The organism is Microbispora cellulosiformans (assembly GCF_008728085.1).
Taxonomy (GTDB): Bacteria; Actinomycetota; Actinomycetes; order Streptosporangiales; family Streptosporangiaceae; genus Microbispora; species Microbispora amethystogenes.
Genome location: NZ_VYTZ01000007.1, coordinates 365,916 through 379,175, shown reverse-complemented (window position 1 = coordinate 379,175; position 13,260 = coordinate 365,916). Strand labels below are relative to the sequence as shown.

At 71.4% G+C, this 13,260-nt stretch carries 16 protein-coding genes; 8 read left to right on the top strand and 8 right to left on the bottom strand.

Features of this window, described 5'->3' with window-relative positions:
- Positions 1–9: 9 nt before the first annotated feature.
- The 3 genes from F5972_RS21510 to F5972_RS21500 are packed head-to-tail and all read right to left on the bottom strand — an operon-like array spanning position 10 to position 2,825.
- Positions 10–1,275 (bottom strand): hypothetical protein, encoded by a 1,266-nt coding sequence (locus F5972_RS21510; protein ID WP_150935373.1) that lies wholly within the window; start codon positions 1,273–1,275, stop codon positions 10–12.
- A gap of 27 nt (positions 1,276–1,302) precedes the next feature.
- Positions 1,303–2,025 carry a hypothetical protein gene (locus F5972_RS21505; protein WP_150935372.1) on the bottom strand — a complete coding sequence of 241 codons (723 nt, stop codon included), beginning with the start codon at positions 2,023–2,025 and terminating at the stop codon, positions 1,303–1,305.
- A gap of 5 nt (positions 2,026–2,030) precedes the next feature.
- Positions 2,031–2,825, bottom strand: coding sequence for a hypothetical protein (locus tag F5972_RS21500; protein ID WP_150935371.1), 795 nt, complete (start codon positions 2,823–2,825; stop codon positions 2,031–2,033).
- A 399-nt stretch (positions 2,826–3,224) separates the two neighbouring features.
- Between F5972_RS21500 and F5972_RS21495 the strand changes: the two genes are divergently transcribed.
- Entirely contained in the window at positions 3,225–3,845 is a 621-nt protein-coding gene (locus F5972_RS21495) for a hypothetical protein (RefSeq protein ID WP_150935370.1), read from the top strand.
- 55 nt (positions 3,846–3,900) lie between these two features.
- On the opposite strand, the gene F5972_RS21490 is transcribed toward F5972_RS21495, so the two are convergent.
- Positions 3,901–4,098, bottom strand: a complete 198-nt coding sequence (locus tag F5972_RS21490) for a hypothetical protein (protein WP_150935369.1) — start codon at positions 4,096–4,098, stop codon at positions 3,901–3,903.
- Positions 4,099–4,373: 275 nt separating this feature from the next.
- Here F5972_RS21490 and F5972_RS21485 point away from each other — a divergent pair, with 275 nt between their 5' ends.
- Positions 4,374–5,027: an HAD family hydrolase gene (locus F5972_RS21485; RefSeq protein WP_150935368.1), complete on the top strand. Its 654-nt coding sequence runs from the start codon at positions 4,374–4,376 to the stop codon at positions 5,025–5,027.
- 4 nt (positions 5,028–5,031) lie between these two features.
- Here F5972_RS21485 and F5972_RS21480 read toward each other — a convergent pair whose 3' ends face one another.
- Positions 5,032–5,934 carry a LysR family transcriptional regulator gene (locus tag F5972_RS21480; protein ID WP_150935367.1) on the bottom strand — a complete coding sequence of 301 codons (903 nt, stop codon included), beginning with the start codon at positions 5,932–5,934 and terminating at the stop codon, positions 5,032–5,034.
- Positions 5,935–6,032: 98 nt separating this feature from the next.
- Here F5972_RS21480 and F5972_RS21475 point away from each other — a divergent pair, with 98 nt between their 5' ends.
- Complete coding sequence (locus F5972_RS21475) at positions 6,033–6,881, top strand: oxidoreductase (protein WP_150935366.1); 849 nt, start codon at positions 6,033–6,035, stop codon at positions 6,879–6,881.
- A gap of 22 nt (positions 6,882–6,903) precedes the next feature.
- Here the strand turns inward: F5972_RS21475 and F5972_RS21470 are convergent, their stop codons facing one another.
- Positions 6,904–8,244, bottom strand: coding sequence for a helix-turn-helix domain-containing protein (locus F5972_RS21470; protein ID WP_150935365.1), 1,341 nt, complete (start codon positions 8,242–8,244; stop codon positions 6,904–6,906).
- A 196-nt stretch (positions 8,245–8,440) separates the two neighbouring features.
- Between F5972_RS21470 and F5972_RS21465 the strand changes: the two genes are divergently transcribed.
- The gene (locus F5972_RS21465; RefSeq protein ID WP_150935364.1) at positions 8,441–8,689 is read left to right on the top strand and encodes a hypothetical protein; all 249 of its coding nucleotides are present in this window, start codon (positions 8,441–8,443) and stop codon (positions 8,687–8,689) included.
- A gap of 13 nt (positions 8,690–8,702) precedes the next feature.
- Here F5972_RS21465 and F5972_RS21460 read toward each other — a convergent pair whose 3' ends face one another.
- On the bottom strand, positions 8,703–8,906 hold the full coding sequence (locus F5972_RS21460) for a hypothetical protein (RefSeq protein ID WP_150935363.1): 204 nt from the start codon (positions 8,904–8,906) through the stop codon (positions 8,703–8,705).
- A 254-nt stretch (positions 8,907–9,160) separates the two neighbouring features.
- On the opposite strand from F5972_RS21460, the gene F5972_RS21455 reads away from it, so the two are divergent.
- The 4 genes from F5972_RS21455 to mgrA all read left to right on the top strand — a co-directional run bounded on the left by F5972_RS21455 (position 9,161) and on the right by mgrA (position 12,381).
- Complete coding sequence (locus tag F5972_RS21455; protein WP_150935362.1) at positions 9,161–9,793, top strand: hypothetical protein; 633 nt, start codon at positions 9,161–9,163, stop codon at positions 9,791–9,793.
- Positions 9,794–9,822: 29 nt separating this feature from the next.
- Positions 9,823–10,449 (top strand): alpha-ketoglutarate-dependent dioxygenase AlkB, encoded by a 627-nt coding sequence (locus F5972_RS21450; protein WP_150935361.1) that lies wholly within the window; start codon positions 9,823–9,825, stop codon positions 10,447–10,449.
- 46 nt (positions 10,450–10,495) lie between these two features.
- A complete protein-coding gene (locus F5972_RS21445) occupies positions 10,496–11,272 on the top strand; it encodes an aminotransferase class IV (RefSeq protein ID WP_225311710.1) in 777 nt (258 codons plus the stop codon).
- A 110-nt stretch (positions 11,273–11,382) separates the two neighbouring features.
- Positions 11,383–12,381, top strand: a complete 999-nt coding sequence (mgrA, locus tag F5972_RS21440; RefSeq protein WP_150935359.1) for an L-glyceraldehyde 3-phosphate reductase — start codon at positions 11,383–11,385, stop codon at positions 12,379–12,381.
- Here mgrA and F5972_RS21435 read toward each other — a convergent pair.
- The gene (locus F5972_RS21435) at positions 12,378–13,241 is read right to left on the bottom strand and encodes an NAD(+)/NADH kinase (protein ID WP_191910251.1); all 864 of its coding nucleotides are present in this window, start codon (positions 13,239–13,241) and stop codon (positions 12,378–12,380) included. The two genes, mgrA and F5972_RS21435, sit on opposite strands and share 4 nt — an antisense overlap.
- Between the last annotated feature and the right edge of the window lie 19 nt (positions 13,242–13,260).

Here is a 13,260-nt window from a genome sequence, read left to right as displayed (position 1 = left end):
TGACGTCCTTCAGGAATCCGCCTGGGTGTAATGACGGCGCTGGTGCCGGTCGAGGATCGCCGGCCCGTACCGTGAGGCGTCCGGGTCGTCGAGCGCGCCGATGAGCGCGTCCATGTAGATGGTCTCCACGTGGTCGAAGCCGCCGTCGATCTGCGCCGTGTACATGTCCCGCTTCTGCTTGAGGGTCGCCAGGTAGTCGCCGAGCTCGGCACCGTACCTGTCGGACTCCTCCTGACGTGCCTGCGCGATCTCCAGGGCCTGCGCGGCGCGCTGCAGCTTCATCCGCTGCTCCTTCAGATCCCGGTCGTTCGGGTTGCCCGTACGGCGGCCCAGCTCGGTGGCGATCAGCGCCGTGAAGATCATCAGGGCCAGGAACAGGACGACGGTGGCGACCAGCTTCCAGCCCTCGGTCGCAGGAGGGATCGTGATGGTCGTACCCGACAGCGTGATCTCGGTGGTACCGGCGATCGCCACCAGCCGGAGCGACACGACCGCGCCGATGGCGGAGAGCCAGATCACCGGGATGAGGAACAGGACGACGGGACGGCCGGCGAGGCCGCGCCGGCGTCCACGGCCGTCTTCTCCCTCCTCGTCGTCCTCGGCCCGGTGCCTGCGCCGCCCGCGGTGTTCCTGCCACTCGCGGAAGCTGCGGCCGTACATGTGCGGTCCGAAGACGAAGACGAAGATCGCGCCCACCGCCAGCGCGTACGTCATGATCGTCGTGTCGCCCCAGGCGAGGAAGGTCGCGTAGTAGATGGGGACCTCGATGGTGAGCAGCACGAGCAGCAGGAGCGCCGGCACCCCCCACAGGCGGAGCATCTCCCGCCAGCCCCCGCCAAGCGCGATCGAGCTGGGCCTGCCGTCTCCCACCCACTGGGACGGCCCGAGCTCCAGGCGTTCCACCCGCCCGAGCGCCATCTCGTAGGCGGTGCGGTCGCGGACGTACTGCTCCCTGACGGCCTCGGAGCGCTTCACGTGGGCCGCCTGCGCGGACCGTGCGGCCAGCTCCTGCTCCTGGAACTGCGCGTTGAGATCTTCGAGGGCCAGCTGCCGCTCGGCGTCGAGGACGAGAAGATGCTGCGGTTCGAAGCCCTGCGTCTTGATCGTGACCGTGTCGAGAGCCTTGCTTCCGGCGTCCGTCGCGCCCCTGGACTCCGCCCGGCTCCGCAGCGCGGCCCAGTCGGGCAGCCGGACCCGGGCGGGCCGCCACCAGGTAGGGGGAACGGTCATGTCATGCACGTCCTGTCGGGTGAGGGTGAGAGATTTCACGGCCATGGAGACTCCTCCGGGGAGCGGGGATCGCTAGTGGATGGTCAGGCTCGACGCGCCGACGCCGGCCGTGGCGAAGATCGATTTCCACAGGGACTCGAGCGGGGGGACGCATTCCGGCCGGCGCTCGGACAGCAGGTTGAAGCCGTAGACGTCGATCGCCGAGCCCCCGAGATCGGCGATCAGCTCCTTGGCCTTCAACCCGGTCACGATGCTCGTACGGGCCGACTCGCCGCCGACGTCGCACGCGCTCAGGTCGAGACCCCCCGTGTTGCTCATCAGGTCGCTGAACACGGCGATCCTGCGTCCCCCGCCGGAGTCGGGCGCGGCGGCCAGGCGGTGGGCCATCACGCGGAGCCCGCCCAGGACGTCGGACCCCTTGGCGTCGTCCTGGCCGCAGGTCCGCAGGCGTTCGGCGCGTGCCGCGGCCTCCTGGAGCAGCTTCTGGTGGACTCTCTTGTCGGTGAGTTCGTTCTTCGTGTCGGCGTAGAGCGGGATGGGCGCCTCCTGGCACGGCGAGCCCTCGGAGTTTCCGGTGATCGCGGCGTAGGCCACCCATCCGCAGCCGTCCAGGAACCCGGGCAGGTTCCGGTCGACGATGGACTTCGAGACCTGGTAGCCGCGGAATCCGGTGATGTCCATGACGACGCCGCAGGACGCCGTCTGCCTGTCGCCGGAGGAACAGCCCGCGGCCGGCAGGGTGACGAGGGCGAGCGCCGCGAGTGCCGCGCGGGCGCGCCGGGGACGAGTGTTCATGGTGCTCACCGATCCGGGTGGTGGTGGTCGCCGCTCTCGATCGAGCGGGGGTTCATGTCACGCCGCCACAGGTCGAGCCACTGCTCCCAGGCCTGGTCGGCGGTGTCGCGGACGCCTCTCGGGATCGCGGCCCGGAGCCGGGCCCGCGGGTCCTCGAACCAGTCGTCGCGCAGTTCGAACCGCCGGGGCCGCCACCTCCGGGCGATCTCACCGGCGTTCTCGTGGGTGCTCAGGAGACCGCCCAGATAGCAGCTGACCAAGGTCTCGGCCGCGTGCAGCGCCTTGCGTGCCTCCTCCTGGTATCGCGACCAGGTCTGCAGCCAGTTGTTGTCCGCGGTGGTCAGCAGGGTCACGTGACCCTCGATGTCCGCGTTGTGCTTCCGGATCTTCTGCTCCAGCCGCATCCGGACGGCTTCCTCCGGCGTCAGGAACCTCACCTCGTCCCACGACTCGCCTCGGTGGGGCACGCTGGCGCGTTCCAACGCGAGGATGTCGGGGTTGAGGCCGGCGCTGATCGCCTGAACCTCGCTGACCTGCTGGCTCAGGGTCACCAGCGCGCCCTGCGCCTGCCGTTCGATCAGCCCCAGCGCCTTCGCCCGCTCGTTCAGAAGCTCCGACTGCCGAAAGTCGAACTGCTTGTAGATGCGCTGAACGGCGGGAGGCTCGAACGCGGGGTCCTCGATGAAGATCTTGTAGTACGCCTTCTTCTCTCCGTCGGCCACGCCGGCTCGCCGGGCCTTCTCACAGGTGATGACCTCGTGGGCCTCTCCAGCCTGACCCGGGTCCGCTTCCTTCGCCATTTGGCCGTGACCCCTCCCTTCACGGTGCCGTCTGGCTCGATCAGGTCTCAGGGTGCGGGAGGCAGGCGTGCGAGACACCCCATAAATCCGGTTTTCGGTTCCGGCGGTCCCGGGACAGTCCGATGCGCGGCCCGCCGGCTCCGCGCGCGCGACAACCCGCCTTTATCAGGGGTCCTCCGATCTCGGCCGCCGCATGCTGGAGGACCGATCCGGCCGATAGGACCGACCGGCCGTCGGACGGTACGTGTGAACGAGGAGGCCCCGGTCATGACCTGTGCTCGGAACGGACGAGGAGGAGCGACATCGGCCCGAGGGGCTCTCGCTCTCGTCCTCACCCTTGTGTTGTCCTCCTGCTCCTCGGAGGAGCACGGCGCGTCACCGGCCGCGTCGGCGTCCGCGGTGGCCTTACCCGAGATCACGGCCCCGGCGACCGGCGAATCGGAGACCACGGAGACGGAGACGCCCGAGGACGACGACAGCGAGGACGACGACAGCGAGGACGGCGAGACCGGGGAGACCGGGGAGACGAGCCTGGCGGGTGGCAGTTACGAGGTGACGATCACGGGCGCCGCCGGGCAGGCGGACTTCGAGCGCGAGGGGACGGTGCGCGTGCTGGACACGATCTCCGAGGTCGGCACGACGAACGAGGTCAACGTCGTGGACGTCTGCCTTGTCTCGGGCTTCCCGGCGGCTCGGCCGGAGGCCGGCGCCATCCGGCTCGGCAGCAACTCCGGGTGCGATCCGGATGCCTCCGCCGCCCACATCGACCTGGCGTACGTCGAGACGGACGGCCAGACGGTCACCGTACGGCCGGACGAACGGGTGGCCGCCACGCTCGGCAACAACTTCACGGCGGGATCCGGCCTGGCGGCGGGGCTCTACGCCCCGGTGTCGGGGCAGATGTCGATCACGATCGACGACGGCGGCGACCTCTCGGGCACCGTCGACATCGTGGGGTACGGCGGTGCGGGCTTCGGAGAGATCCGCTACCAGGCGGAGATCAGCGGCCACCGCGCCTGACCGCCTGCCGCGGTGCTTCCGCGCCCGGCCACCGGCCGCGCCGGAACGGCCCGCGTCAGTGTTGGGAGGCCTCGTACCAGAGGTAGGGGATCGACCAGTCCCAGTGCTCGGCCTCGCTCATCTCCCGTACCGGGTCGGGCTCATGTGACCACAGTACGGCGCCGGGGACGCCGAACTGGGCGGCCCAGTATCGCCCGAGCCGTACGAATCCCCGGCCGAGAGCGCAGGCCATCCGCTTCACCAGTGCGAGCATCACCGGGCACCACTCCTCGTACGCTCTGGCACGCCACTGCTTGTGACCCAGACCACCATCGATCCGGAAATAAAGATTTAATCTGGTCGATTCCTCGAAGTAAATGGTCAGACGACCTCATGGTGGTCTCAGGCGCCAAGCAGTTCGTGCAGGACCCAGCCGCCGGCGTCCTCCACCACCCGCAGCGCCCTGTGATGCTTCCGGTTCTCGTCCGAGGGCAGTGAAGCCCCGGCGTCCGCGTATCGTTCTCGAAACGCGAGTGACTGGAGGTGCCGATGCGGCTGGAGGCCGTCTTCTTCGACGTCGGGGAGACCCTCGTGGACGAGACCCGGGAGTACGGCACCTGGGCCGACTGGCTCGGGGTGCCACGCCATACCTTCTCCGCCGTGTTCGGCGCCGTCATCGCCCGCGGCGGGGACTACCGGGAGACCTTCCAGCACTTCCAACCGGGGTTCGACCTCCACGCCGAGCGGGAGCGCCGGGCCCGGGAAGGGCACGCCGAGACGTTCGGCGAGGAGAACCTCTACCCCGACGCGCGGCCGTGCCTCGCCGAGCTGCGGGAGATGGGGTTGCGCGTCGGGCTCGCCGGCAACCAGACCTCCCGCGCCGAAGGCATCCTGCGTACCCTCGGCCTGCCCGTGGACGTGATCGGCACCTCCGACGGCTGGGGCGTGGAGAAGCCCGCCCCGGCCTTCTTCGAGCGCGTGGTGGCGGAGGCCGGCTGCCCCGCGGAGTCGGTTCTCTATGTGGGCGACCGGCTCGACAACGACATCCGGCCCGCCCAGCGGGCCGGGCTGCGCACCGCCCTCGTACGGCGGGGCCCCTGGGGTCACGTCCTCCGGGACGAGGCGGTGACCCGGGCGTGCCTGTTCCACGTCGACTCGCTCGACGAGTTACCCGCCCTGGTCCGCAAGCACAACGGCGACTGACGGTTCAGCCCGCCTCGGTGAGGTCGATCGAAGAGGCCAGTTCGGCGGCCACGGCGCGGAGGTTGCGGACGACCTGACGGTCACGCGTGGCGGACCAGGCGACGACGGTCTCGGCCCGGTCGCCGGCCAGGGGCACGAACACCACACCCGTACGCCTGAGGCTGTGCGCCGACCGGGCGAGCCTGGTCACGCCCACTCCGGCCGCGACCAGGCCGAGCAGGCTCGGCACGCCGTCGGCCCGCTGCACCACCCTGGGCTCGAAGCCGGCCGCGCGGAAGTCGTCGTCGTACTTGCGGTGCCAGGGCGGCCAGGAGCCGCGCGAGGTGAGCACCCAGGGTTCGGCGGCCAGATCGGCGAGCCGTAGCCCGGGCCGTCCGGCGAGCGGGTGGCCGGTCGGCAGGACCGCGCAGACGGGCTCGGAGACCAGCGCCTCGGTCTCCAGATCGTCCACGAGCGGCGGACGGGTGAACGCCGCGTCGTACCGGTCCTCGCGCAGGCCCGCCACGAGGTCGGCGATGCCGACGGCCTCGGCGCTGAGTTCGACGTCCGGGTACCGCTGCCGGAACGCGCGGACGACCGGCGGCATCATGTAGTTCGCGGTCGAGACGAGGAAGGCCAGGCGGAGCCTGCCGGTCTCCCCCCGCACGGCGCGGCGGGCCGCCCGCAGCGCGGCGTCGGCCCGGTCCAGGACCGCGTGTGCCTCGGGCAGGAAGACCCGGCCGATCTCGGTCAGGCGGGTGCCGCGGGTGTCGCGGTCGAACAGGCGTGCGCCGAGGGTGTGTTCGAGCGCCGCGATCTGCTGCGACAGCGACTGCTGCGCGATGTGCAGCTCCCGCGCGGCGACGGTGAAGCTCAGATGCTCGGCCACGGCGACGAAGTACCGCAGATGGCGCAGCTCGGGAGTCACAGGCTCTGACTGTAACCGCTGCAGGGAACCTGTGTTGGCCGTGCCGGTCCCGCGCGGCCCAGAGTGGTCCCACTGATCACGACACGAGGAGTGGGACCATGACCGGACGGGTGTGGCTGATCACCGGATGCTCGGCGGGTTTCGGCCGGGAGCTGGCCGAAGCCGCCCTGGCGGCGGGGGACCGGGTGGTGGCGACCGCCCGGCGCGTCGAGACGCTGGCGGGCCTGGTGGAGACGGGTGGCGACCGTGTGCGCGTCGCCCGGCTGGACGTCACTGACGCGGCGTCGATCGGCGCGGCGGTGGCCGGCGCCCTGTCCGCCTTCGGCCGGATCGACGTGGTGGTGAACAACGCCGGTCATGGGTCGGTGGGAGCCGTGGAGGAACTGTCGATGAGCGACCTGCGCGCGCTGATGGAGGTCATGTTCTTCGGGGCGACGGCCGTGACCAAGGAGGTCCTGCCGCATCTGCGCCGGCAGGGGAGCGGGACGATCGTGCAGATGAGCTCGATGGGCGGGCAGCTCAGCATGCCGGGGTTCGGCGCCTACTGCGCCGCCAAGTTCGCCCTGGAAGGGCTGTCGGAGGCGCTCGCCGCCGAGGTCGCGCCCTTCGGCGTACGGGTGCTCATCGTGGAACCGGGCGCGTTCCGCACCGAGTTCGGCGGACACCGCATGCACCGCTCGGAGCCCATCGACGCCTACCGGGTGTCCACGGGGGCGACCAGGGCCTCCGTGGACGGGATGGACGGCACCCAGCCGGGAGATCCGGCCAGGGCCGCGCAGGCGATCCTCGAGGTCCTCGGCCACGACGATCCTCCGCTGCGGCTCGCCCTCGGCGACGACGCGGTGGACGCCATCCGGGCCCACCACGAGATGCTCCGCGGCGACCTGGACCGCTGGGAGAAGCTCAGCCGGGCGACGAGCCTCGAAGGTTTTCGGGGTGACGGCTGATCCTGGCCGGCGCGGGCCATGGTCACATCGTGAGCTCGGGGAGCCTGGCGCGGCAGAGGTCCGTCAGCCGTTCGCCGAGTCGCCGCGTCGCCGCCGCGGGCGGCAGCGCGTCCAGCACCCCGAGGACGCGCTCGTGGCCGATCGCGTACCAGTATTCCTCCAGCGCGTCGACGGCCCGCCTGAGGTGCTCGGCGGCTTGGTCGCCGTCGGCCGGGGCGTGCGCGGCGGCGAGGTCGGCGAACAGCACCGAGCGCTGTTTGCCGCCGTTCGGGCCGAGGTGGTCGAGCGCCGTACGCAGCCGGCGGGCCGCCTCCTCGTACTGGCCGGCGGTGAGCGCGCTGTATCCGGCGAAGCCGTCGAGCCGGGCGCGCTCGAAGAAGTCCAGCCAGGGAGGGTCTTCCCCCCTCGTGTCGATCATCTGGTCGGCCCGGTCGATGTGCCGCATGCACTCCTTGGGCTCACCGCACCGGGCGGTGATCTCCGAGGCGACGCAGTGGAGCCACGCCCTGGTCAGCGGGCCGACGCCGTGCCAGGCGTGCGCGAACGCCGCGTCGAGTAACCCGAGGGCGTCGGAGCGGCGGCCGCCGAAGCCGGGGACGAACGCCGCGTGGGCGAGCACGGCGGCGGCGAGCGGATGGTCTCCGCACTCGCGCGTCGCCGACAGGGCCAGCCGGAACAGCCGCGCGGCCGTGTGGCATTCCTCCAGATCGAAGAAGGCCACCCGGCCGGACAGCAGGGCCGAGCGCGCGGCCGCCTCGGCGAGCGTCTGCCGCACCGCTCCCTCCGGGGCGGCGCGCAGCAGGCTCGTGCCGAGCCGGGTGTGGGCGACCGACGCCTGGAAGATCTCCTCCGGGGGCGAGGTCCAGTAGAGCGCGGCCTGCCGGTCGACGACCCGGGCGAACGCCTCGGCCGACTCGGCGTCGACCCCGCGCCCGCGCTCCACCGCCGCCGGGAGACGTTCTCCGCCCTCGCCGAGGAGCGGGGCGAGCACGCCCGCGCCGAAGAGGTTCCGCAGGAACGTGGAACGGTCGATGCCGTCTGCGGTGATCATGCTCAGCAGCCTCCCAATCTCGTCCACCACCTCCGTCACCGGCCGCATGGCCATCTCGTCGGGGGTGAGCAGTCCCAGTTCGCTCGCGGACATACCGAAAATCGTCACGAGATGCTTGCGGTAGCGCGGGTCCGGCCACCGCTCGCCGGTCTCCCACCGGCGGACGGTGTTCGCCGTCAGGCCCGTGTCCTTCTCCCCGCACGACCGCATGGCCGTACGGATGCGTTCGCACACTTCCTCGTAGGACCACCCGCGCTGCAGGCGTTCCCATGCGAGCCGGCGATTCGGCGGATGACGGTGGCTGGCCGGCATGTCGCACCCCTCCTCGCATGACCGCTTCTCGCGCGACCGCGTGCACGCTGCGTCGGCGTGACACGCTGACACTACGGGAGTTTCCGTGTTCGCGCGGCTACTGGCTGTGATTGGACGTCCCCTGGCTGATACCGCCGCCCTCGCGGACGCGCTTGACTTGGCCCACTTCCGCGAGCAGCCGTTGGAGATGGGTGACATGACCACGTTGGAGGACATCGCGCGGGTCCACACCGGCTGGATCATCTGGCGGTCGGACGCCGGCCGCTGGTGGGCCACCAGGCGCGGGGCGGTCGACCTGGAAGCCATCCGGAGGGGGTGCGCGATGACGCTCGACGCCGACGACCCCGAGGGCCTCGCCGCCGCCCTGACCGCCCAGGAGGAGGTGACCGCCGATATCGTCGCAGCCCTCGCCCCCATCGTCGCGGACTCCGCCCCCACCGGTTGATCACAAGGCGCGGTCAGCGGCCGTGCCGGAGGCGGTCCCTTATGTAGTCGACGACGTGGGCCGCGCAGGCGCCGTTGTTGGCGCCTGCACGATCGGTGACGGTGAACTCCGCCGGTGACGGGCACGACGACCCGCCCCAACTGCACCGGCGTTCTCCCCCCTTCGTGCCCGGGCGGTAGTCGCCCGCCTCCCAGAACTTGATCTGCAACAGGTCCATCCGCCCAGTCCTCCGCTTGTCCTGGCGCCTTTGTTCGGAGGAGGAAATCGGCGCGAAGGACCTCTGCCTGGAGGAGGCGCTCGATCTCCTTCTCGTCCGCATTGTGTCCCGTCTGCCGACGCAGTTCCTTCCGTACGGCGTCGAGGAGCGGGAGGTGGGAGCGGTGGGATTTGTTGACATCGGCGGTCGCAAGAGAGAGCATTGCTCTCGAAACGGAGCGATGTCTCAAACTCTGCTTGCCGATGGAGCCCCCCATGAACGCCGTCCTGCCTGCTCGTGCCCGGTTGACCGGGCTGTCCTTTCTCGTGGCCGGAGTCCTGTTCCTCCTCTATCCGCTGGTCCGGCCGTACGGGGACGAGACGGCGCTGTCCGGGGCCGCGACGATGGCGTCGCCTGCCTGGGTCGCCGCCCACCTGTTCGGAATGGTCGGGTTCGTCCTGCTCGCGCTGGGGGCTCTCGGCCTCTACCTGGTGCTCGACCGGCCCCTCGCCCTGCGGGCGGCGGTGGTGACCTGGATCGGGGCCGGGCTCACCCTGCCGTATTACGGCGCGGAGGACTTCGGGCTGCACGTCATCGGCGCGCGGGCGGTGCGGGACGGTGACGTCACGCTGCTGGCGCTGGTGGACGAGTTCCGCTTCGGTCCGGTGGCGATCACGATGTTCGCGGCCGGACTCGTGCTGCTCGGCGCCGGTGCCGTCCTCGCGGCCGTCGCCGCCGGACGGTCGGGGGTCCTGCCCCGGTGGAGCGGCGCCCTGATGGCCGTGGGGATGGTGCTGTTCATCCCCCAGTTCTTCGGTTCGCCGGCCGTACGGATCGCTCACGGCCTGCTGCTGGCGATCGGCGGTGTCTGGCTCGCGGTCGCCCTGTGGCGGGCGAGCCGATCATGATCGAATGGTTGTTCTAATACAATGAAGTCATGACGGCTTTTCAGGCCTCACTACTGGACTGGGGCGAAGATGTTCATATGGGACCGCTCGGCGCCTCGGTGCGGCGCACGCCGCTGGAGCGCGGCGCCTGGGTCGACGTACGGCGGCACTGGGTCCAGGGCGCCGACGCGCTCTTCGAGCGGCTGCGCGACGGGGTCCCGTGGCACGCCGAGCGCGTCCACATGTACGACAGGGTCGTGGACGTGCCCCGGCTGCTGAAGTTCTACGACGAGGGCGAGGAGCTGCCCGACCCGGTGCTGGCCGAGGCCAGGGACCTGCTCAACGCCCACTACGAGCAGGAACTCGGCGAGCGGTTCGTGACGGCGGGCATGTGCCTCTACCGCGACGGCCGGGACAGCGTCGCCTGGCACGGCGACACCATCGGGCGGGGGAGCGCGGAGGACACGATGGTCGCGATCCTGTCGTTCGGCACGCCGCGCCCGCTGCTGCTGCGCCCGCGCGGCGGGGGCACCGCGCTGCGCCACGAACTGGGCCACGGCGACCTCATCGTCATGGGCGGAAGCTGCCAGCGCACCTGGGAGCACGCGGTCCCGAAGTCGGCCACGGTGACCGGCGCCCGGATCAGCGTGCAGTTCCGCCCCCGGGGCGTCCGCTGAAGGGTGCCCCCTTCCCCGCCGGCGGCGGCCCTGTAGCGTGGAGATCGTGTTCCTCCGGGTCGAGATCGACGGCCGCCCACCCACGGCCGAGGCGCTATGGCATCCCGCACTCGTCAACTACGGCCACTTCACCGCCCTGCAGGTCAGGAACGGGCGCACCCGGGGGCTCGGCCTGCATCTCGCCCGGCTCGACGCCGCGAACCGTGAGCTCTTCGGCGCCGGCCTCGACGGCGACCTGGTGCGCGAGCGTGTCCGGCACGCTCTGGCCGACGACGCACGCGACGCCTCGGTGCGGGTGGTGGCCTACCGGCCGGAGGACCGCGGCGCGGCGAGCCTTCTCGTCGCCGTGCTGCCGCCCGCGCCCCCGCCGTCCGGGTGGCAGAGCCTGAAGCCGGTGCCGTACGAGCGGCCCGTCGCGCACGTCAAGCACGTCGGTGGGTTCGGCCAGCTCTACCACCGGAAGGTCGCCGAGCGCGAGGGCTTCGACGACGTCCTGCTCACCGGTCCGGACGGCACCGTCGCCGAGGGCGGCGTCACCAACATCGGCTTCTTCGACGGCTCGTCCGTCCTGTGGCCCGACGCGCCCAGCCTCGGCGGCGTCACCATGGCACTGCTGGAGGACCGCCTTCCGGCGGCCGGGATCGGCTCGCGGCACGGGCCGGTGCGGCTGGCCGACCTGCCGGCGTACCGGTCGGTCTTCGTGGCCAACTCCCGCGGCCTCGCGCCCGTCGGGCGGATCGGCGACGTCATCCTCCCCGTGGACGACGACTTCGCCCGGACGCTGTCCGAGGTGTACGAGGCGGTTCCCTGGGACCCGATCTAGGGCGGGCGGCCCCCAGGGGTGGGCGGCCGTTGACACGTGCGGTTTCCTGGTAGTCCTGGAGAAGGCGCCGGTGAAGGACCGGTCCCGGCCGCACGAGCGAAAGGTCACGGATGATCCCGCACCCCTACGTCCCCGCCCCCGCCCGGTACGACGACATGCCGTACCGGCGCAGCGGAAGGAGCGGCGTGCTGCTTCCCGAGATCTCCCTCGGCCTGTGGCACAACTTCGGCGACGGGCACGCGTTCGACGTGCAGCGCGCCGTCCTGCGCCGCGCCTTCGACCTCGGTGTCACCCACTTCGACCTGGCCAACAACTACGGCCCGCCGTACGGCTCGGCGGAGGAGAACTTCGGCCGCCACCTGCGGGCCGACTTCCGGCCCTACCGCGACGAGCTGTTCGTCTCGACCAAGGCGGGCTACGACATGTGGCCGGGCCCGTACGGCGAGTGGGGGTCGCGCAAGTATCTGCTGGCGAGCCTCGACCGGTCGCTGAGCCGGATGGGCCTCGACTACGTCGACGTGTTCTACTCCCACCGCCCCGACCCGGACACTCCGATCGAGGAGACGATGGGCGCCCTCGACACGGCGGTGCGCTCGGGCAAGGCGCTCTACGTGGGCATCTCGAACTACTCGGCGGAGGAGACCGAGCGGGCCGCCGCCGTGCTGCGCGACCTCGGCACCCCGCTCCTGATCCACCAGCCGCGCTACTCGATGCTCGACCGCTGGGTGGAAGACGGGCTGCTCGACGTCCTGGAGCGGTCCGGGGCGGGCTGCGTCGCCTACTCGCCGCTGGCGCAGGGCCTGCTGACCGGGCGCTACCTCGACGGTGAGGTGCCTGCGGACTCGCGGATGGCGATCGGCCACTTCCTCACCCGCGACCGGCTCACCCCCGGGCTGCTGGACACCCTGCGCGGCCTCGACAAGATCGCCCAGGCGCGCGGCCAGTCGCTCGCGCAGCTCGCGCTGTCGTGGATCCTGCGCGACCGGCGGGTCACGTCCGTGCTGGTCGGGGCCAGCTCGGTGGAGCAGTTCGAGCAGAACGCCGCCGCCCTGGCCGCGCCGCCGCTCACCCCGGAGGAGCTGGCCGACATCGAAGGGCTACTGCGCTAGTCGACCTCGGCGCTGCCGTTCACCCGGAGCTTGCGGCGGGCCCGGTCGTAGAAGGTCGTCGTCCCGAGCCGCACCACGCGGGCCGCGGCGCGCAGCGCCGTCACGGTGAGCCGGTCGCCCGGGCACAGGTGGCCGCCGATCGTGCCGTCGACCTCCATCGCGAGCTGTCCGCTCGTGGGGAGCACGTCGAGCGTCACCTCCTCGTCGGCGGACAGCACGAGCGCCCGGTTGAACGCCGTGTGCGCCGCGGCCGGGACGACGATGAAGCCCTCGACGGTGGGGGAGACGATCGGTCCGCCGGCCGAGAAGCTGTACGCCGTCGACCCGGTGGCGGTGGAGACGATCACCGCGTCGGCGGCGTACCGGACGAACGGCTCGCCGTAGACCGAGACGGACACGGCGGCGAGCCCGTCGCCGGGGATGCGGACGAGGGCGATGTCGTTGAAGGCGGTCACGGTCCGGCCGTCGGGGAGGGCCGCCCGGACCGCCATGCGCGGCTCGACCGTGTACCTGTGCTCGTCGATCGCCGACAGCGCGGGCGCGAGGTCCGCGACGTCGATCTCGGCGAGGAAGCCGAGCCGGCCCAGGTTGACGCCGAGGACGGGCGTCGGCCGCCCGGCGATCAGGCGCATGGTGCGCAGCATCGTGCCGTCGCCGCCGAGGCTGACCAGCAGGTCGGCCTGCCGCACCAGGGTCTGGGCGTCCACCGCGACCGCGCTGCAGTCGATGCGCCCGACCTCGTCGGGCAGGCCCAGCACCGGGCAGCCCCGGTTGCGCGCCCACTCGACGATGGTGTCGATCGCCTCCTTCGAGTCACGCTCGGGATGCAGGACGAGACCGACGGTGCTGACCATGCCCATGCCCCTCACTGTACGGGGC